This window comes from Bradyrhizobium sp. B097 (genome assembly GCF_038957035.1).
Taxonomy (GTDB): Bacteria; Pseudomonadota; Alphaproteobacteria; order Rhizobiales; family Xanthobacteraceae; genus Bradyrhizobium.
The window spans coordinates 6529116-6548421 of sequence record NZ_CP152412.1; the positions used below are offsets into that span (position 1 = coordinate 6529116).

At 65.7% G+C, this 19306-nt stretch carries 20 protein-coding genes; 14 read left to right on the plus strand and 6 right to left on the minus strand.

Annotated features, from left to right (window positions below; all coding sequences use genetic code 11):
- Position 1: 1 nt before the first annotated feature.
- From AAFG07_RS30270 to AAFG07_RS30280, 3 genes are read left to right on the plus strand one after another with little or no spacing between them, the layout of a single operon-like run.
- Entirely contained in the window at positions 2 to 928 is a 927-nt protein-coding gene (locus tag AAFG07_RS30270; RefSeq protein WP_212311395.1) for an ABC transporter permease, read from the plus strand.
- 17 nt (positions 929 to 945) lie between these two features.
- A complete protein-coding gene (locus tag AAFG07_RS30275) occupies positions 946 to 1629 on the plus strand; it encodes an isochorismatase family cysteine hydrolase (RefSeq protein ID WP_342723415.1) in 684 nt (227 codons plus the stop codon).
- Positions 1626 to 3158: an ABC transporter ATP-binding protein gene (locus AAFG07_RS30280; RefSeq protein ID WP_342723416.1), complete on the plus strand. Its 1533-nt coding sequence runs from the start codon at positions 1626 to 1628 to the stop codon at positions 3156 to 3158. The genes AAFG07_RS30275 and AAFG07_RS30280 overlap by 4 nt, the downstream gene beginning before the upstream one ends.
- Positions 3159 to 3401: 243 nt before the next feature.
- Here AAFG07_RS30280 and puuE read toward each other — a convergent pair whose 3' ends face one another.
- Both puuE and AAFG07_RS30290 read right to left on the minus strand, forming a co-directional pair.
- Positions 3402 to 4340 (minus strand): allantoinase PuuE, encoded by a 939-nt coding sequence (gene puuE / locus AAFG07_RS30285; protein ID WP_342723417.1) that lies wholly within the window; start codon positions 4338 to 4340, stop codon positions 3402 to 3404.
- Position 4341: 1 nt separating this feature from the next.
- Positions 4342 to 4755, minus strand: coding sequence for a DUF3830 family protein (locus AAFG07_RS30290; RefSeq protein WP_016843084.1), 414 nt, complete (start codon positions 4753 to 4755; stop codon positions 4342 to 4344).
- Between the two features lie 199 nt (positions 4756 to 4954).
- Here AAFG07_RS30290 and AAFG07_RS30295 point away from each other — a divergent pair, with 199 nt between their 5' ends.
- Positions 4955 to 5689 (plus strand): 3-oxoacyl-ACP reductase family protein, encoded by a 735-nt coding sequence (locus AAFG07_RS30295; protein ID WP_342723418.1) that lies wholly within the window; start codon positions 4955 to 4957, stop codon positions 5687 to 5689.
- A 133-nt stretch (positions 5690 to 5822) separates the two neighbouring features.
- Positions 5823 to 6023, plus strand: a complete 201-nt coding sequence (locus AAFG07_RS30300; protein WP_342723419.1) for a hypothetical protein — start codon at positions 5823 to 5825, stop codon at positions 6021 to 6023.
- 12 nt (positions 6024 to 6035) lie between these two features.
- Here AAFG07_RS30300 and AAFG07_RS30305 read toward each other — a convergent pair whose 3' ends face one another.
- The 3 genes from AAFG07_RS30305 to AAFG07_RS30315 form a co-directional block, all read right to left on the minus strand.
- Positions 6036 to 6926: an aldose 1-epimerase family protein gene (locus tag AAFG07_RS30305; RefSeq protein WP_342723420.1), complete on the minus strand. Its 891-nt coding sequence runs from the start codon at positions 6924 to 6926 to the stop codon at positions 6036 to 6038.
- Between the two features lie 111 nt (positions 6927 to 7037).
- The gene (locus AAFG07_RS30310) at positions 7038 to 7805 is read right to left on the minus strand and encodes an enoyl-CoA hydratase-related protein (RefSeq protein ID WP_342723421.1); all 768 of its coding nucleotides are present in this window, start codon (positions 7803 to 7805) and stop codon (positions 7038 to 7040) included.
- 79 nt (positions 7806 to 7884) lie between these two features.
- Positions 7885 to 8319, minus strand: coding sequence for a MarR family transcriptional regulator (locus AAFG07_RS30315; RefSeq protein WP_342723422.1), 435 nt, complete (start codon positions 8317 to 8319; stop codon positions 7885 to 7887).
- A gap of 260 nt (positions 8320 to 8579) precedes the next feature.
- Between AAFG07_RS30315 and AAFG07_RS30320 the strand changes: the two genes are divergently transcribed.
- From AAFG07_RS30320 to nuoB, 8 genes are all read left to right on the plus strand, one after another.
- Complete coding sequence (locus AAFG07_RS30320; protein WP_342723423.1) at positions 8580 to 9479, plus strand: CHAD domain-containing protein; 900 nt, start codon at positions 8580 to 8582, stop codon at positions 9477 to 9479.
- A gap of 160 nt (positions 9480 to 9639) precedes the next feature.
- Positions 9640 to 9912, plus strand: a complete 273-nt coding sequence (locus AAFG07_RS30325) for a helix-turn-helix transcriptional regulator (protein ID WP_028339461.1) — start codon at positions 9640 to 9642, stop codon at positions 9910 to 9912.
- Positions 9909 to 11924 (plus strand): hydrogenase 4 subunit B, encoded by a 2016-nt coding sequence (gene hyfB / locus AAFG07_RS30330; protein ID WP_342723424.1) that lies wholly within the window; start codon positions 9909 to 9911, stop codon positions 11922 to 11924. The genes AAFG07_RS30325 and hyfB overlap by 4 nt, the downstream gene beginning before the upstream one ends.
- Entirely contained in the window at positions 11915 to 12871 is a 957-nt protein-coding gene (locus AAFG07_RS30335) for an NADH-quinone oxidoreductase subunit H (RefSeq protein ID WP_342723425.1), read from the plus strand. Before hyfB ends, AAFG07_RS30335 begins: the two co-directional genes overlap by 10 nt.
- Positions 12871 to 13533 carry a hydrogenase-4 component E gene (locus tag AAFG07_RS30340; protein WP_212311406.1) on the plus strand — a complete coding sequence of 221 codons (663 nt, stop codon included), beginning with the start codon at positions 12871 to 12873 and terminating at the stop codon, positions 13531 to 13533. The genes AAFG07_RS30335 and AAFG07_RS30340 overlap by 1 nt, the downstream gene beginning before the upstream one ends.
- Positions 13530 to 14978, plus strand: a complete 1449-nt coding sequence (locus AAFG07_RS30345) for a hydrogenase 4 subunit F (protein WP_342723426.1) — start codon at positions 13530 to 13532, stop codon at positions 14976 to 14978. The genes AAFG07_RS30340 and AAFG07_RS30345 overlap by 4 nt, the downstream gene beginning before the upstream one ends.
- 18 nt (positions 14979 to 14996) lie before the next feature.
- Positions 14997 to 16508: an NADH-quinone oxidoreductase subunit C gene (locus tag AAFG07_RS30350; RefSeq protein WP_342723427.1), complete on the plus strand. Its 1512-nt coding sequence runs from the start codon at positions 14997 to 14999 to the stop codon at positions 16506 to 16508.
- 12 nt (positions 16509 to 16520) lie between these two features.
- The gene (gene nuoB, locus AAFG07_RS30355; protein ID WP_342723428.1) at positions 16521 to 17054 is read left to right on the plus strand and encodes an NADH-quinone oxidoreductase subunit NuoB; all 534 of its coding nucleotides are present in this window, start codon (positions 16521 to 16523) and stop codon (positions 17052 to 17054) included.
- 270 nt (positions 17055 to 17324) lie between these two features.
- On the opposite strand, the gene AAFG07_RS30360 is transcribed toward nuoB, so the two are convergent.
- Positions 17325 to 18335, minus strand: coding sequence for a LacI family DNA-binding transcriptional regulator (locus AAFG07_RS30360; protein WP_342723429.1), 1011 nt, complete (start codon positions 18333 to 18335; stop codon positions 17325 to 17327).
- 98 nt (positions 18336 to 18433) lie between these two features.
- Here AAFG07_RS30360 and AAFG07_RS30365 point away from each other — a divergent pair, with 98 nt between their 5' ends.
- Positions 18434 to 19306: a phytanoyl-CoA dioxygenase family protein gene (locus AAFG07_RS30365; RefSeq protein ID WP_342723430.1), complete on the plus strand. Its 873-nt coding sequence runs from the start codon at positions 18434 to 18436 to the stop codon at positions 19304 to 19306.

A 19306-nucleotide genomic window follows, 5' to 3' on the forward strand; every position in this document is an offset into this window, starting at 1 on the left:
CATGGCAGATAGCTCGCTCGGGCTCTGGACCGTCCCGCTCGCCGTGTTCGGCGGCGCCATCCGCGTCTCCACGCCGTTCCTGTTCGTCAGCCTCGGCGAATGCATCACCGAACGAAGTGGCCGCATCAATCTCGGCCTCGAAGGCACGCTGGTGATGGGCGCGATGAGCGCCTACGGCATCTCCTATCTCTCCGGCTCGCCATGGCTTGGCGTGCTCGCGGCGGGGATCACCGGCGCCTTGTTCGGCGCGCTGCATGCCGGTATCTGCTCGCTGCCGCGGGTCAACGACATCGCGGTCGGCATCGCGCTGATGCTGCTCGGCACTGGCCTCGCCTTCTTCCTCGGCAAGCCGCTGATCGAGCCGACGGCGGCAAGGCTGCCGGCGATCGATTTCGGCTGGTGGAGCGACGTGCCGCAGGTGCGCGCGGCGCTGCGCATCAACGTGCTGTTCTTGATCGGCGTTGCCATTGCGCCGCTGCTGTACTGGGCTTTCAGAACCACGCGCTGGGGCCTGTTGATCCGCACCGCCGGCGAAAGCGCGGACGCGGCCCGCGCGATGGGCCATTCCGTGCTGCTGATCCGGTTGCGCGCCACCATGGTCGGCGGCTTCCTCGCCGGCATCGGCGGCTCGTTCCTGTCACTGTTCTATCCCGGCAGCTGGAACGAAGGGCTCTCCTCGGGACAAGGCATCACCGCGGTCGCGCTGGTGATCTTCGCGCGCTGGGACCCGATGCTGTGCCTGTGGGCCTCGCTCGCGTTCGGCGGCGCCGCGGCGCTCGGGCCTGCGCTGCAATCGGTCGGCATCACCTCCGGCTATCATTTGTTCAACGCCGCGCCGTACATCTTAACCCTGGCGATCATGATCATCACCTGCTCGCCGAAGCGCACGCTGACCGGCGCGCCCGCCGAATTGTCCATCACCCGATAGACGAGCGAGATCATTCCATGCCCGAGCGCTTCATCAAATCCGAGCCCTACGCCTGGCCCTACAATGGCGACCTGCGACCGCAGAATACCGCGCTCATCATCATCGACATGCAGACCGATTTCTGCGGCGTCGGCGGCTATGTCGACAAGATTGGCTACGATCTGTCGCTGACGCGGGCGCCGATCGAGCCGATCAAGAAGCTGCTCGCGGTGATGCGCGCGCAGGGTTTTCACATCATCCACACCCGCGAAGGCCACCGCCCTGATTTGGCCGACCTGCCCGCCAACAAGCGCTGGCGCTCGCGCCAGATCGGCGCCGGCATCGGCGATCCCGGCCCGTGCGGCCGCATCCTGGTGCGCGGCGAGCCCGGCTGGGACATCATCCCCGATCTCGCGCCGCTGCCGGGCGAACCGATCATCGACAAGCCCGGCAAGGGCTCGTTCTGCGCCACCGACCTCGAGCTGATGCTGCGGCTGCGCGGCATCGAGAACATCGTGCTGACCGGCATCACCACCGACGTCTGCGTCCACACCACGATGCGCGAGGCCAATGACCGCGGCTTCGAATGCGTGCTGGTCGAGGATTGCTGCGGCGCGACCGACAGGAGCAACCACGACCACGCGCTGAAGATGATCAAGATGCAGGGCGGCGTGTTCGGCGCGGTGGCGAAATCCGCCGACCTGATCGGAGCGCTGTCGTGATCATCGGCGAACCGCCCGCCCCATCAGGCGCGTTCGGCGTCGACGCCATCGCAATGACGATGCGGTTCGGCGACTTCACAGCGCTCGACAATGTCGAGCTCAAGGTGCGTCCCGGCTCGTTCCACGCCTTGCTCGGCGAGAACGGCGCGGGCAAGAGCACGCTCGTGAAATGCATCATGGGCTATTACCACGCCACCGAAGGGGACATCCTGGTCGGCGGCCGCCAGCAGACCATCGCCAATCCCAAGAACGCGCATGCGCTCGGGCTCGGCATGGTCTACCAGCATTTTACGCTGGTGCCGGCGATGACGGTTGCCGAGAACCTGGTGCTGGCGCGCGACGATGTGCCTGCCATGGTCGACTGGCGCAAGGAGAAGAAAGAGCTCGAGGCGTTCCTGGCGCGGATGCCGTTCAAGGTGCCGCTCGATGCAAAGGTCTCCGACATCTCCGCCGGCGAACGGCAGAAATGCGAGATCCTCAAGCAGCTCTATCTGAAGCGCCGCTTCCTGATCCTGGACGAGCCGACCTCGGTGCTGACTCCGGGCGAAGCCGACGAGGTGCTCGGCATGCTGCGCGCGATGGTGGTCGCGGGTGAACTGACCATCCTGATGATCACGCACAAGTTCCGCGAGGTGATGGCGTTTGCCGATGACGTGACGATCCTGCGCCGCGGCAAGCTCGCCGGCACCGGCCGGGTCGCCGATCTCACGCCGGACGAGATGGCCCGCACCATGATCGGCGCCGAGCAGCTGACGGTGCAGCCGCCGCGCACCGGCGAGACCGGCGCGCCCCGGCTCGAGCTCGACAAGCTCACCGCGCTCGACGACGCCGGGGCGATTGCCGTGCACGGCGTGTCGCTGACGGTGAAGAGCGGCGAGATCGTCGGCATCGCCGGCGTCTCCGGCAACGGCCAACGCCAGCTGGTCGAGGTGCTGGCCGGCCAGCGCGAAGCCGAGGGCGGCGCGATCCGCGTCCAGGGCGAGGCCTATGCGGCAAGCCGCGAGGAGATGCGCCGCCACAAGATGTCGCTGCTGCCGGAGGAGCCGCTGAAGAACGCCTGCGTCGGCGGCATGAGTGTCGCCGACAACATCGCGTTCCGCGAGTTCGATCGCGCCCCGTTCGCGCGCGGCGGCTGGTGGCTGAACCGCTCGGCGTTCCGCGAGGACGCCGAGCGCAAGATCAATCGCTACAAGATCAAGACCCGCACGCCGGATACGCCGATCGCGGCACTGTCGGGCGGCAATGTGCAGCGCGCGGTGCTGGCGCGCGAGCTCTCGGGCGACGTCGAGGTGCTGATCGCCGCCAATCCGTGCTTCGGGCTCGACTTTGCCGCGGTGGCGCAGATCCACGCCGAGATCATGGCCGCCCGCAACCGCGGCGCGGCGGTGCTGCTGGTCAGCGAGGACCTCGATGAGCTGCTGGAGCTGTCAGATCGGCTGGTCGTGATGTTCCACGGCGCGTTCGTCCATGAGGCCCGCGCCAGCGAGGCCGACCTCACCGAGATCGGCCGCCACATGGCCGGGCACTGACGCGCGCTTGCCCAGGATGAATTTTGATTGAATCAGCCGAGCCGCAGACTCGTTTCGCCTCTCCCGCTTGCGGGGGAGGCCGACGCGCGACGAGCGACGCGAAGCGTCGTCCGTAGCGCGGCGGGTGGGGGCTCTCTCTGCGATGGGATTCGCGGCAATACCCCCACCCCAGCCCTCCCCCGCAAGCGGGAGAGGGAGCGCAGTGTCCTTGCGGTCGCCAGCTCAACCTGACTTCATCTTGCTCTACCCGATCTCGAACGCCTGCGCGGCGAGATGCTTCAGATTGGCGTGCCAGTGCTCGGCGATCTGAAGCCGGGTCGGCACCCAGACCCGTTCGTGCTTCTGGATGTAGTCGAGGAAGCGCATCAGCGCGGCGGCGCGGCCGGGACGGCCGACGACGCGGCAATGCAGGCCGACCGACATCATCTTGGGTGACGTCGCGCCCTCGGCGTAGAGCACGTCGAAGCTGTCCTTCAGATAGGCGTAGAACTCATCGCCACCGCCAAAACCCTGCGGGTTGATGAAGCGCATGTCGTTGGCATCGAGCGCGTAGGGGATCACGAGATGCGGCTCGGTGCCGGCTGCCTTGATCCAGTACGGCAGATCGTCGGCATAGGAATCGCAGAGATAGCGCAGGCCGCCCGCCTGCATCAGGAGCCGCAGCGTGTTGATCGAGGAACGGCCGGTGTACCAGCCGAGCGGCCGCGCGCCGGTCGCCTCGGTATGCACGGCGATGGCGCGAGCGATCTCCGCGCGCTCCTCGTCCTCCGACATGTCCTTGTGCTCGACCCAGCGCAGGCTGTGGCTTGCGATATCCCAGCCCGCCTCCTGCATCGCCGCGACCACATCCGGATTGCGCTTCAGCGCCATCGCGACGCCGAACACCGTGGCTGGCAGCTTGCGCTCGGTGAACATCCGCCACAGCCGCCAGAAGCCGGCGCGCGAGCCATATTCGAACATGGTTTCGATATTGGCGTGACGCTGGCCGACCCAGGGCTGCGCACCCAGCACATCGGACAGGAACGCTTCCGAGGCACGATCGCCGTGCAGGATGTTGTTCTCGCCGCCCTCCTCGAAATTGACCACGAACTGCACGGCGACGCGTGCGGCGTCGGGCCATTTCGGATCGGGCGGCGTGCGGCCGTAGCCGCGGAGATCGCGCGGATAGCGGGCCTCGGTCACATCAGATTTCCTCGAAGCGGATGTTCTGCGCGCCCTTCCACAACACGGTCTTACCGAACGCGGTGAGGTTCTCCAGCCCCGAGGTCAGCGTGATGAAATGATTGCCGGCGAGCTGACCCATCTTGCTGGCGAAGTGCACGCCGCCATAGGCGAGCAGGATTTCGGTCTCGCTGATGCCGCCCGGGTAAAGGATGATCTGGCCCGGCGCCGGATAGCTGGTGTGGTTCTCGTAGGAGACGCCGAAATCGAGATCGCCGAGCGGCATCCAGACGCCCTCGCCGCTCCAGCGCACATGGATCGCCTGGCTCTCGAACGGCATCGCCTTGCGGAAGGCGGCGACCGTCTTCGGCGCGAGCTGCTCCTCGAAACGGGCGTCAAAGGTGAACTCGCCGGCGCGGACAATCAGTTTGCTCATCGAACTCTCGTGGGTGGGCTGGACGGAATGATGCCCCAACCATTGCCGCCGGCCCGCGCCGGACGCAAGGCCGATTCCGGCTCCAGATGCCGGTTTTTTGCTGCAATGGCGGCCGCGGCAACGCAGATTTGAGCAGGGTTGCATTGCACCCCGGCTCCCGCTTTGCGAACCTCTCTGCTCTCGCAAAGGAGGACGGCCGATGACGACAAACAGCCTGCACCGACATGTGGCGCTGGTGACCGGCGGATCTCGCGGCATTGGCGCGGCCATCGTCAAGATGCTGGCGGAAGCCGGCGCTGCCGTCGCCGTCAATTATCGCGAGCGCTCGGCTGAAGCGGAGACGCTGGCAAAGGGCATCACCGCCGCCGGCGGCCGCGCCGTCGCTGTCGGCGCCGACGTCTCGGAAGCCGCCGACGTCACCAGCCTGGTCGAACGCGCCAAATCCGAGCTCGGTCCGATCGACATCCTCGTCAACAATGCCGGGATCGCGATCGTCAGGGGTGTCGACGACCTCACCGAAGAGGATTTCGACCGCACCATCACGGTCAACCTCAAATCGGCGTTTCTCTGCACGCAAGCGGTGCTGCCGATGATGCGCACCCGAAAATGGGGCCGCATCGTCAACATCTCCTCCGGCGCTGCACGCGGCGGCGGCGCGATCGGGCCGCACTACAACGCATCGAAGGCGGCGATGGAGGGACTGACCCGGGGCTATGCCGCGCGCCTCGTCAAGGAGGGCATCACCGTCAACGCCGTCGCGCCGTCGCTGATCGAGACCGACATGATGAAGGGACAGAGCGGCCTCGTCAGCCGGATCCCGATCGGCCGCTTCGGCACCGCCGAGGAAGTCGCACAGGCGGTGATGCTGCTGGTCAACAATCCCTACATGACCGGGCAGACCATCGCGATGAGTGGCGGCATGGCGTTCAACTAGGTTCCGGACTGGCGTCGACACATCGGACGATCGAGTTGCGGCGCTTCGGTTCCGCGCCGTCATCAAAGCGTGGCAGGAACTGTGCTTGGCTATGACAGTTGTCCGTTTGGCGAAACCGGATTTGGAGCCTGTCGTGATCGATCCGAAAACGCTTCTCGAACGTGCCGCGCAGCTGGCTGATCAGGCCAAGGGCGAGGAAGATACCAGCATCCGCGAGCGGCTGCTGCGCATGGCCGAGCACTACCGCGATCTGGCCGCACATGAGGCCTGGGCGCATGAAAATCCGCCATCGGTGGGTGCGCTCACGGGTGCGCTCGGCAGCCGCGCGCAGTGACCTGATCCTCGATCAGCTCACGCGAATGCGATAGCCCAGCGACTGACGTGCGCCCGGCGCGATGTGCATCAGGCCCGGCTTGTCGGCGAACTCGCCATCGAACTCCGCGGGGCTGGCAAATCCGTGCCATGGCTCGATGCAGAGGAACGGCGCGCCGCCAGGCTTCGACCAGATGCCGAGTTCGCGGAAGCCGCGCCAGGACATTTCGATCGCCCGGCCTTGCGTGGCTGCTGCCGGGCCTAGTGTCGCCGTGAAGCGGACCGATGTACTCGCGACCTGATCGAAGACCATCGCGTCGTCATCGAACAGCTCCTCCGACAGCGCAACCGTTCTGCCCTTGACCGGATTGGGTTCAGGCTGCGGCCGCATCAATCCATCCTTCAGCCGCCGGATCGGCGCCGGTTCAGTCTTGCCGAAGGTCAGCGTGTAAGCCTCCTTCGGCAGCCCCGGCACCAGCGGCCAGTTGAAGGCGGGATGACCGCCGAGCGAGGCCGGTAGCATCTCGTCGCCGGTGTTGATGACGTCGAAGGCGACATCGAGATCGGTGCCATCGACCGCATAGGTGACCTCGAGCCTGAACGCGAAGGGGTAGCGCGTACGAGTCTCCGCATCGTCGGTGAGCGCGAGCTTGCATGATCGCGGCCCCCGCTCCAGCCAGGCAAAGCGGCGGTCCCGCGCAAAGCCGTGCTGCGTCATCGGATAGGTTTTGCCATGGTGGCGCAGCGTGTCGTTCCTCAACCGGCCGACGATCGGGAACAGGATTGGCGCATGGCGCGGCCATTGCGGGCCGGCCTGCCACAGCAGTTCCATCCCTTCGGCATTGCTGAGCGACGACAATTCGGCGCCTTGCGCCAGGATGGTTGCGGCGATTCCATCGCCACGCAGCGTGTGACTGTCGCTCATGCCTCGCCTCGCCGGTTGCGCCATGCCCTGACACGAGATGTTCGATGCCGGCGAAGCCGTCAACCCCAAAGCGATGGGGCCGCCCGCGCGTGGCGGCCCCTAGCCTCAAGCCTAACCGGCGATCTTGGAGAAATCGGGCTGCCGCCGCTCGGCAAAGGCGGCAAAGGCCTCGCGCGCTTCCGCGCTCATCAGTCGCTGCTGGAAGATTTCGCCCTCGCGCGCCATTTGCGCACTGATCCCAGCGGGATCGCGCATCAGCGCCTTGGTGTGCTGGAGCGAGCCGAACGGCCGCTTCGCCAGCGCGTCCGCCGCCGCGCGCGCCTTGGCGCGGAGATCCGCAAGCGGCACCACGGCATTGGCAAGGCCGATGGAGACCGCGGTCTCCGCCTCGACCGGCTCGCCGAGCGCGAACATCGCATAGGCCCGCGCATAGCCAATGCGCTGCGGCAGCAGATAGGTCGACGCCGCCTCCGGCACCAGCGCCAGATTGACGAACGGCGTGATCAGCCGCGCAGTCGGCGCGAGGTAGACGAGGTCGCAATGCAGCAGCATGGTGGTGCCGATGCCGACCGCATTGCCCTGCACCGCGGCAACCAGCGGCCGCGTCGCCTTGGCAAGGCCGGCAAGGAAGCGCGTCACGTGACGCTCGCCCTGCACGCCGCGCGACACCGCCGCGAAATCAGCGAGGTCATTGCCCGCGGTAAAGCTGTCGCCGTCGCCCTGCAACAGCACGGCGCGGATTGCAGAATCGCTTTCCGCGCGTTCGAGCGCGTCGGCCATCGCGCCATACATCGCGTTGGTGATCGCGTTCTTCTTGTCCGGACGCGCCATTGTCACGGTGAGAACGCCACCGTCCAGCGCTACGACCACTTCACTCATGTCTCACTCCTGTTGCTTGCTTCGTGTTTGACGCGTTCTCTTGACGCGAACCGGTGCCCACTTCCGCTTTGAAAACGCTCTAGCCGTCTTTGTCCTTCGGAAACTTCTCTTGCAGGCTGGTCAGCCAGCGCGCCACCACGTCGATCTCCGCTTCCGAAAATCCGTCCATCAGGCGGTTGTTGATCACCCTGGTCCGCGCCGCGGCGCGCCTGCCGAGCTCCTGCCCCGCCGCGGTCAGATGGAGCCGCTGGCTGCGCCCGTCCTCACCGTCGCGCCGGCGCTTCACGAGGCCCGCACGCTCCATCCGGTCGGCGAGCCCGGACATTGCCGACGGCACGATGTCGACCGCCTGCGAGACGTCGCCGATCAGCGCGCCGTCATTGCGCCCGAGGAAGAACAGCACGCCGGCCTGCGCCGACGTCAGGTCGTGCGCGGCCGTCTCCTGCTCGATGGCGCGCTGCAGCCGCCGATAGGCCACGGTCAGAAGAAAGATCAGCCGGTGTTCCGCTCTCATGCCGCCGTTATATATTTCGCACGCGAAATATCAAGATATTTCGCGCACGAAATATCTTCCGATTTGATGCTCCCCGACGAGCCTTGCCAATTGGCTGGATTGAGCCTCCGCAACCAGGTTGATTGCGGCATTTTGATCGCGTCGCCTTATCGCTGCACTGCGCTCCAGCAGAAAACCCTTGATCGACAACGATCAAACGGGAAATCTTCGATCCGGGGGCCGTGGTTTGCATTGCGGCCCGGGCGGGTCACGAGAGTGTCATGACGTCAGCGGCAAGTTCGGACAGGGAGCGCGTTGTCCGCCCAAAGCGGCTGCGCCATCTCAGCGAAGCCATGCGTTGTGAGACCGCGTTTCGCCTGATCGTGTCCGAATGCCTCGAGGAAGTCGCAACCAATCACGAGGCGCTGAGCTCCGGCGATCCCACAGCGCTCCACCAGACCCGCATTGCACTCACGCGGCTGAAGGCGGCGATCGCCTTCTACGGACCGATGGTGGCGGACACCGAATGGACGCGGCTGAAATCCGAGTTGAAATGGCTGAGCGCTTATCTCAGCGCAACGCGCGACCTCGACGTTGCGATCGACAACAGCAAAGGGCTGCCGGAAGAGCGCATGCTCCAGACTGCGCGAACCGATGCGTTCGAAGCCCTCAAGGAAGCCTTGCAAGGCGACCGTTACTGGCGATGGTTCGACGGCATGTGGGACTGGGTCGGCAGCGGCCCCTGGAGCACGCGGCAGAACCGCCGTGCCGCGCAACGGCGCGCGGTGCCGGTCTCGGTCTTTCACGCGCGCCGGCTGGCGCGGTGGCATGGCAAGTTGTGCCAGAAGAGCCGCGGGCTGCAAGGCATGGGCAAGAACAAGCGCCACCGCGTCCGTCTCGCCAGCAAGCGGCTGCGCTACGCCATCGAGTTCTCGGAAGGCGGATTGCCCCCCGACGAATACGCGTCATGGCGGACGGTCCTCAAGCATCTGCGCAAGGGACAACAACTGCTCGGCGAATTGAACGATGACGAGGTCCGTCGCGCGTTGCTCGAAAGTGCCGATGCCCTCGCGCGCCGCGCCGACGAGCGCAAGGCCAAGCATCAGCGCGTGCATGAGCGCAAGCGCAAGAGCCGCCTGCTGCGCCGCGCTGCAGACATCTACCGGAAGATCTCCAACTAAAGCGCGCATCAGCGCATCGTCGTCGGCGCGGATGCGGGCCCGAATTGGGTCACGCCAGAATTGATGTACAAAACATCATTTATTGGACTTGTCGCATCACTACTTGATGTGCATAAATGACATTCAAACAGACCCGACTCTCAATCGACGGCTTCGATCGATGATCACCGCGGCGCAGCTACGGGCTGCCAGAGCCTTGCTTGGTATCGACCAAAGACAGCTCGCCGAGCTGTCCGGACTTTCGGTGCCGACCATCCAGCGCATGGAGGCGAGCGAGGGCACCATTCGCGGCAATGTCGACTCGCTTGTGAAACTGATCGACGCGCTCGGCACCGCCGGCGTCGAAGTCATCAACGAGGGTGCCGTCAGCAGCGGCGGCGGCCGCGGCGTGCGATTGAAGGCCGGATCCGGCTCGCCGAAGGTGCAGACATGATCCCGGCGGTCACTCAGCAGGTCTGGTGTGTCGCCGCACTGCTGGGAACGACCGCCCTCGCGATCGCAACGAGCCGATCGCGCCGATCGACGGCCATTGTCTACGGCGCGACCTTTGCGATTTCGCTGGTCGCATTGGCCGGAGCCCTGTTCGCGCTCATCGCCCACGCCAGTGCGACGGAACTGATGCTGCCGGTCGGCTTGCCGTGGCTGGGATCGCATTTCCGCCTCGACGCGCTCGCGGCATTCTTTCTCGCCGTGGTCAATCTCGGCGGCGCGGCCGCAAGTCTTTATGGCCTCGGCTATGGCAGTCACGAATCCGCGCCACAGCGCATCCTGCCCTTCTTCCCGGCATTCCTGGCCGGGATGAACCTCGTTGTGCTGGCCGACGATGCGTTCACCTACCTCTTGTGCTGGGAATTCATGTCGCTCGCGTCCTGGGCGCTCGTGATGGCGCACCACCGCGATGCGGACAATGCGCGCGCGGGCTACGTCTATCTCGTCATGGCAAGCTTCGGAACGCTGGCTTTGTTGCTCGCTTTCGGCCTGCTGTCGGGAGCTGGCGGCAGCTACAGTTTTGCGGCCATCCGCAGCGCCCAGCACACCCCGTCCGAAGCCGCCCTGGTGCTCGCGCTGATGCTGCTCGGCGCCGGATCGAAAGCCGGCCTGGTTCCGTTGCACGTGTGGCTGCCGCTGGCCCATCCCGCAGCACCGAGCCATGTCTCGGCGCTGATGAGCGGAGTGATGACGAAGGTCGCAATCTACGGCTTCATCCGGGTCGTGTTCGATCTGCTCGGGCCGCCAAGCTGGTCGGCGGGTGTCGTGGTGCTGGTGCTCGGCGGCGCGACCGCCGTGATGGGGATCCTCTATGCGCTGATGGAAAAGGATCTCAAGCGCCTGCTCGCCTACAGCACGATCGAGAACATCGGCGTCATCTTCGCAAGCCTCGGCCTGGCGCTGGCATTTCAGGCGAACGGCCTCGGCCTGGCAGCGGCCCTCGCCTTCACGGCCGCGCTGTTCCACGTGCTCAACCATTCGTTCTTCAAGAGCCTGCTGTTCTTCGGCGCCGGCGCCGTGCTGACGTCGACCGGCGAACGCGACATGGAGAAGCTGGGCGGCCTGATCCACCGCATGCCGCTCACCAGCTTCGTCTTTCTCGTCGGCTGCGTTGCGATCTCGGCGCTTCCGCCGTTCAACGGGTTCGTCTCCGAATGGCTGATGTTTCAGGCCGTCCTGCAGAGCCCCGATCTGCCGCAATGGCTACTGAAGATCATGGTGCCCGCAGTCGGCGCCCTGTTGGCGCTGGCGGCGGCGCTCGCCGCCGCATGCTTCGTCAAGGCCTTCGGCATCACGTTCCTCGGCCGCGCGCGGAGCCCGGCCGCGCAAGCCGCAGGCGAGGTCGATCGCTATTCGCTTGCCGCGATGTTCAGCCTCGCCGCGCTCTGCTTCCTCGCCGGCATTCTGCCGGGCGTTGTGATCGACGCGCTCTCGCCCGTCGCGCAGGCCATGATCGGCCACCGGATGCCGGTTCAGGCGAACGACCCCTGGCTCTCGATCGTGCCGATCGAGGAGAGCCGTAGTTCCTACAACGGATTGCTCGTCTTCGTTTTCATCACGGCCGCGGCGTCGCTCGCGGTGTATTTCATCCATCGCTTTGCGTCGCGCGCGATCCGGCGCGGACCGGCCTGGGGTTGTGGCTTCACCGATCCGACGCCGGCGGCGCAGTATTCCGGAGCGAGCTTCGTCCAGCCGATCCGCCGGGTGTTCGGCACGTTGGTTTTCCAGGCCCGCGAGCACGTCGACATGCCTTCGCCGGGCGAATTGCGGCCGGCCCGCTTCAGGGTCGATATGCACGATCTGGTCTGGGAGCGGTTGTATACGCCCGTGACTGACGTCGTTTGGTTTTTCGCCGATCGGCTGAACCAGCTCCAGTTCCTGACCATCCGCCGCTACCTCAGTCTGGTCTTCGCAACCCTCATCACATTGCTGCTGGCGCTCGCGATATGGTCGTGATCTCGGACATCCTCGTTCAGTTGGGCCAGATGACGCTCGTGCTGCTGCTCGCGCCGCTCCTGACCGGCGTCGTGCGCAAGGTCAAGGCCCGCCTGTTGCGCCGGAAAGGTGCGTCGATCTTCCAACCCTACCGCGACCTGCTGCGGCTGCTTCGCAAGGAGGTCGTGCTCGCCGAAAACGCGTCCTGGCTGTTCCGTGTCACGCCCTACATAACGTTCGCGGCGATCTGGGTCGCCGCGGCGCTGGTCCCGACATTTGCGACCGGCTTGCAATTCAACTGGAGCGCTGACCTGATCGCGATCGTCGCCCTGCTCGGCAGCGCGCGCTTCTTCCTCGCACTTGCCGGCATGGATGTCGGCACCAGCTTCGGCGGCATCGGCTCCAGCCGCGAGGTGATGATCGCAGCGTTGGCCGAGCCGGCCATGTTGTTGATGGTGTTCTGCGTCGCGCTCATTGCCGGCTCGACCCAGCTGTCGACGGTCGCAACCTTCATGGCGTCGTCCGAAGTGGGATTGCGCGTCTCGCTCGGCATGGCGATGATTGCCCTCATCATGGTGGCGCTTGCCGAAAACGCGCGCATCCCGGTCGACAACCCGGCGACGCATCTGGAGCTGACCATGGTGCACGAGGCGATGATCCTCGAGTATTCCGGGCGTCACCTTGCCATGATCGAGTTCGGCGCCTTTCTCAAGCTGCTGCTCTACATCTCCCTGATCATCTGCGTGTTCTTCCCGTGGCAGATCACCACCGAGGGTGCGGGTCCACTGTCCTATCTGGTGAGCGTCGCCGCCTACATCCTCAAGCTTGCGGTCGCAAGCTTCCTGCTTGCCGTGTTCGAGACCGCGACGGCGAAGGTGCGGGTTTTCCGTGTCCCCGAGTTCCTCGGCGCCGCGCTCATGCTCGGCCTGCTCGGCACGCTGCTTCGGTTCGTGTCACGGAGCTTCTGATGCACAACCTCGCCTTTGACATCGCCCATCTGCTTGCCGGCGGGCTCGTGCTGATCAGCTTCATGATGCTGTACCAGGACCGCCTGTATGCGCTGCTGAACATCTTCGCACTTCATGCAGTGGTGCTCGCGCTTTCCGTCGCCTGGCAGGCCTACGTGCAGAACGCACCGCATCTCTACGTGACGGCGGTGATCGCGCTGGTCTTCAAGGCGACCATCATCCCGGTGGCGCTGCACCGGATCGTCAAACAGCTCGGCATTCATCGCGATATCGAGACCTCGGTAGGTATCGGCCTGACCATGCTGGCGGGCATGGGGCTCGTCGCCCTCTCCATGATGGTGATGCTCCGCGTGACCGGCGCCGCCGATCCGCTGGCGCGGGAAGACCTCGCCTTCGCGCTGTCGGTGGTGCTGCTGGGATTGCTCGTCATGGTGACCCGGCGCAACGCCGTGAGCCAGGTCGTCGGCTTCATGTCGCTGGAGAACGGATTGGTGCTGGCCGCCACCGGCGCCAAGGGCATGCCGCTCGTCGTGGAAATCAGCGTCGCGTTTTCGATCCTGATCGCATTCATCGTCATCGGCGTGTTCCTGTTCCGGATTCGGGAGCGGTTCGACACCGTCGACGTCGGCGCACTCGATGAATTCAGGGGAGAGCGGCGATGACTGCGGCGTCGGATGCCGTCGCCTGGGTTCTACTGATACCGATCTGTGCCGCGGCGGTGCTTGCGGTGCTGCCCGGCTACCGGCTGACCGCGGGGCTCAATATCCTCGCCAGTCTCGGCACCTTGCTGGCCGCGCTTTCGCTGCTCGTCATCGAGCGCCCGCAGCCCAGCCCGTACCTGCTGATTGACGATCTCAATATCGTCTTCATCGTGCTCAACACCTTCGTGGGCTTCACCACGAGCGTGTTCAGCGCGAGCTATATCGCCCACGAACTCGAGACCGGGAGGCTGACGCCGGGCTATCTGCGATTCTACCATGCCATGTATCAGGTCATGATGTTCGGCATGAACCTCGCATTCGTGTCGAACAATATCGGCCTGATGTGGGTCGCAGTCGAGATCGCCACACTGACCACCGTCCTGATGGTCGGCATCTACCGGACCCATGCGGCGCTGGAAGCCGCCTGGAAGTATTTCATCCTCGGCAGCGTCGGTATCGCGCTCGCGCTGTTCGGCACGATCCTGGTGTACATGGCGGCCCGGCCGGTCATCGGCGAGGGCCAGGACGCCATGGTATGGACGGTGTTGATCAGCCGCGCGGCGACGTTCGACCCGGCATTGCTCAACGTCGCCTTCATCTTCCTGCTGCTCGGATACGGCACCAAGGTCGGCCTGGCGCCGCTGCACGCCTGGCTTCCGGATGCCCATGCCGAGGGCCCGACCCCGATCTCCGCCGTGCTCTCCGGCCTCTTGCTCAACGTTGCGCTCTACGCTGTGCTCCGCTTCAAGATCCTGCTCGCCGCCAATCCGGATGCGATATCGCCGGGCCCGCTGATGGTGACGATGGGGCTGACCTCGCTGCTGTTCGCAGCCTTCATGCTTTACCGCCGCCGCGACATCAAACGGCTGTTCGCCTATTCCTCGATCGAGCACATGGGCATCATCGTGTTTGCGTTCGGGATGGGTGGCCCGCTCGCCAACTTTGCCGGCCTGCTGCACATGGTGATGCACAGCCTCACCAAGTCGGGGATCTTCTACGCCGTCGGCCACATCGCACAGGTAAAGGGCACGCAGCGGATCGCCAACATTCGCGGCCTGACTGAAACCCATCCAGCCCTCGGCTGGAGTCTCGTGATCGGCGTGGTCGCGATCGCCGGCCTGCCGCCGCTTGGCATCTTCATGAGCGAATTTCTCATCGTCAGTTCCACCTTCGCGCGCCAGCCGCTGCTTGCCATCCCGCTGGTCTTCGGCCTGCTGCTTGCCCTCGGCGCGCTGATCCTGCGCCTGACCAGCCTTGCTTTCGGCGAGCCGCGCGGCAATGCCGCTCCGGCGGATGCATCCTATTTGCCGATGTTCGCGCATTTCGCGCTGGTGCTGACTGCCGGCATCTACCTTCCGGGACCGCTGGTCGTCTGGTTCCAGCACGTCGCCAACCTCCTGGGCTAGCGCGAGGGAGAACGGGATATGCCGAAATTGATCGATCTGATCCAGGCGGGCCGCAAGGTCGAACGGCACCATCCATGGCCGCGCGCAGTGGTGGACGACGATGCCTGGCGCTCCGCCGCCAGCGCCCTCGCCGATGGCGGCTTGAGCCTGCTCGGGCTATGGGGCGAAGCATCGTGCGTGCATATGGCCATCCTCGACGACCGCACCTCCGATATCGGCGTGATCAGCCTGGATTGTCCCGATCGCCAATTTCCGTCGGTCGCGGCCTATCATCCTCCGGCGCTTCGATTGGAGCGCGCCGTCCACGACCTGTTCGGGCTTCAGGCCGCGGGCACGCCGGATCCCCGTCCCTGGCTCGATCACGGCCGATGGCAAATGCGGTTCCCGCTGGGCGAACGTCTCGATGCATCACCGGATGCGGCGCCTTATCAATTCCTTCCGGTTGAAGGGGACAACCTGCATCAGATTCCGGTCGGCCCCGTGCACGCCGGCATCATCGAACCCGGACATTTCCGCTTTACGGCGAGCGGCGAGACCGTGGTCCGCCTGGAGCAGCGGCTCGGCTACACCCATAAGGGCATCGAAGGGCTGATGGCGGGGAGCACGGTCGAGCAGGCCGCGCGGCTCGCCGGCCGGGTCTCCGGCGACAGTACGGTCGCCTATGGACTGGCATTCGCGCAAGCCGTCGAGGCCGCGCAGCAGATTGCCGTGCCGCCCCGCGCGCTCTTGCTGCGTGCGCTGATGGCCGAGCTCGAGCGACTGGCCAATCATCTCGGTGACATCGGAGCGATCTGCAACGATGCGTCATTTGCGCTGATGCAGGCACATTGTGCCGTGCTGCGCGAGTGCGTGCTGCGCGCTGCCGACGCTGCATTCGGCCACCGCCTGATGCGCGACCTTGTCGTTCCCGGCGGCGTCGCGCGCGACATCGCCGGCGACGGACCCAGCGCAATCCGGGCCGCGCTCGACCAGATCCGCCGGCATTTTCCTGCGCTGGTCGAACTCTACGACAACACCGCCTCGTTGCAGGATCGTACCGTCACCACCGGCATCGTGACCCCGGCGCTCGCCCGGCAATTCGCGGCCGGTGGCTATGTCGGGCGCGCAAGCGGCCGCAACCATGACGCCCGACGCAGGCCCGGCTATCTCCCCTATGATGGTCTGCGTTTCGACGTCCCCGTTCTCAGCGATGGCGACGTCAACGCCCGCGTCTGGATCCGGATCCGGGAAGTCGAGCAGAGCCTTGCGCTGACGGACCAGATCCTGATCGGCCTCGAGGCCGGCCCGGTCAGAGTGTCGCTGCAAGGTGCGACCGAGCCTTGCGAAGGCATCGCGCTGGTCGAAGGTTTCCGGGGCGACATCCTGGCCTGGCTGCGCCTCGACGGCGATCGGATCGAGCGATGTCATCTGCGCGATCCGTCGTGGTTTCAGTGGCCCCTGCTCGAGGCAGCGATCGAAGGCAACATCGTGGCGGACTTCCCACTCTGCAACAAGTCGTTCAACTGCTCCTATTCGGGGCAGGACCTCTGAGGACCGCAGGCGATGCGCAAACTTTTGTTCCAGAGCCTGTTTCGCCAGCCATTGACCGAGCAAGCGCCGCGTCCGGACGACGCCGCGCTCGCGGAGCTCGCGGCCACGGTCGGCCGCACCGCACGACGACGCCTCGGCCGCAGCCTCTCGATCCGCGAGGTCGATGCGGGCTCGTGCAACGGATGCGAGCTGGAAATTCACGCGCTCAGCAATGCGTATTACGATGTCGAACGGTTTGGAATCCGGTTCGTCGCCTCGCCCCGTCACGCCGATGTCCTGCTCGTCACAGGTCCGGTCACGACCAACATGCGCGAGGCGCTGGAGCGCACATACCTCGCGACCCCCGATCCCAAATGGGTCGTCGCTGTGGGCGATTGCGCCAGGGATGGCGGATGTTTTGCCGGCAGCTATGCGGTGGTTGGCGGGGTCTCGGCGGTTGTCCCTGTCGATCTCCATATTCCAGGTTGCCCTCCTTCGCCGATGGCCATTCTGCGTGGCCTCATCGGCTTGCTCGAGGCTGTGGACGCCGACGTCGCGGCAAGGTGAGGGCACGCAGAGAGATGCGTTAGCCACCTGCGTCCGCCCGGTGGCGGCGATTGCCAAAGCAGGATGAGATTAGGTCGAATAACACCGCAAAGGCGGTTCGCTCCCTCTCCCGCTTGCGGGGGAGGGCTGGGGTGGGGGCTCTCTCCGCGGGTCACATCGCGGAGAGAGCCCCCACCCGCATCGCATCTTCGATGCGACGCGACCTCCCCCGCAAGCGGGAGAGGTGAGCCAGTCCGCCGTGAGACCGATTCAATCTGACGTCATCCCGCCCTAGCCGCTGTCGCGCAGCACCAGCTCGAAGCCGAGATCGATGCGGCGCTCGCCGCCGCGCTCCAGCATCAGCGTCGCCGCGGTGCGGCCGATCGCATCGCCATGCACGCTGATCGTGCTCAATGTCGGCGAGATCAGCTGGCCCATTTCGAGATCGCCGAGCCCGATCACGGCGACCGGCTGCGCCGATGCGGGGCCCTCGCGCAGCAGGCCGGCCTTGCGCAGCCCCGACATGAAGCCGATCGCATGCGCATCGTTGGCGGCGAACACCGCGTCGACATCTGGCAGGCGCGCATGCGCCGCCACGCTGCCGGAGTCCTTGCGGTCGAGGATCAGCCGGCGCGGCTCGGCGAGGCCGCTTGCCAGCGCCTCGTCCCTGAAGCCGAACCAGCGGCGCGTGCCGCGCGGATCATCGCCGCCGATGAAGGCGAGCTGCTTGCGCCCTTGCGCAACCAGATGCTTCGCGACGGCGACACCGGCCTTGTAATTGTCGAAGCCCGCGACCGCGTCGATCGGGTTTGCCGGCAGATCCCAGGTCTCGACGATCGGAATCCGCGCATTGCGCAGCAGGCGGCTGCCCTCCTCGGTCGCCGGCGAGCCGACCATGATGATCGCCTCCGGACGCCGCGACAGCAGCGCCGCCAGCACGCGATCCTCGCGCACCGCATCGTAGCGCGACTGCGCCAGGATCACGGAGAAGCCGAGCGGCTCGAGCTTGTCGGACAGGCCTTGCACCGTGTCGGCGAAGATCGAGTTGGCGATGGTCGGCACCAAGACGCCTACCGAATTGGTCCGCGCGCTCGCCAGCGCGCCTGCGACCAGGTTCGGGACATAGCCGAGGTCACGCATCGCCCGCTCGACCCGCGCCCGGGTCTCCGGGGCGACGAGGTCAGGCATCCGCACCACCCGGCTCACCGTGATCGAGGAAACGCCGGCGCGCTTGGCTACCTCTGAGAGGGTGGGCGCGGCACCGGTCGGGCCGGTCCCGGGTTCGGTCAGGTCGGAGTTCATGGGCCGGACCCTGCACGATTCCGGGTTGCCAAGCCATGATGTTAGCGCTAGCATCGCATCATGTTAGCGCTAACATGGAACAAAATGGGAGAAACGGCATGATTTCAGACGAGCAGGCCCAAGCCTACAAGCGCGACGGGGTGATCGTGGTCCCCGAGGTGCTCAACCAGGAGACCCTCGGCAAGGTACGCACGGTGCTCGCAGAGCTGGTCGCGGGCGCCGCCGCGGTGAGCGAGCACACCGACGTCTACGACCTCGAGCCGGGCCATACGCCGGAGACCCCGCGCGTCCGCCGCATCAAGGCGCCGCACAAGGTGCACCCGATCTTCGACGAGATCGTCCGCAGCCCCGCCGTGATCTCGATCCTGACCAAGCTGATCGGCCCCGGCCTTCGCCTGCACGGCTCCAAGCTCAACATGAAGTCGGCGCAATACGGCTCGCCGGTCGAGTGGCATCAGGACTGGGCATTCTATCCGCACACCAATGACGACATCCTCGCGATCGGCGTGCTGCTCGACGACTGCGATATCGAAAACGGCCCAATGCTGGTGACGCCGGGGTCGCACACCGGGGCTACGATGTGGGATCATCACGGCGAGGACGGCTGCTTCGCCGGCCTGATCGATCCGGACCAGATCCAGGACGACATCAAGCGCGCGGTGCCGTGCATGGGCAAGGCCGGCAGCATGTCGTTCCACCACGTGCGCGCGCTGCACGGCTCGGCGACCAACACATCGAACCGGCCGCGCAACCTGCTGCTCTACGAAGTGGCCGCCAGCGACGCCTGGCCGCTGATGGGCGTGAAGGACTTTGACGAATTCAACAGCCGCCTGCTGGCGGGTCCGCCGGTGGTCGCACCGCGGCTGACCAACGTGCCGGTGCGGATGCCGTTGCCGCCGGCCAAACGGCAGGGATCGATCTACGAGACCCAGTCGGCGGCGAAGAAATCCTACTTCACACGCGCTGCCTGA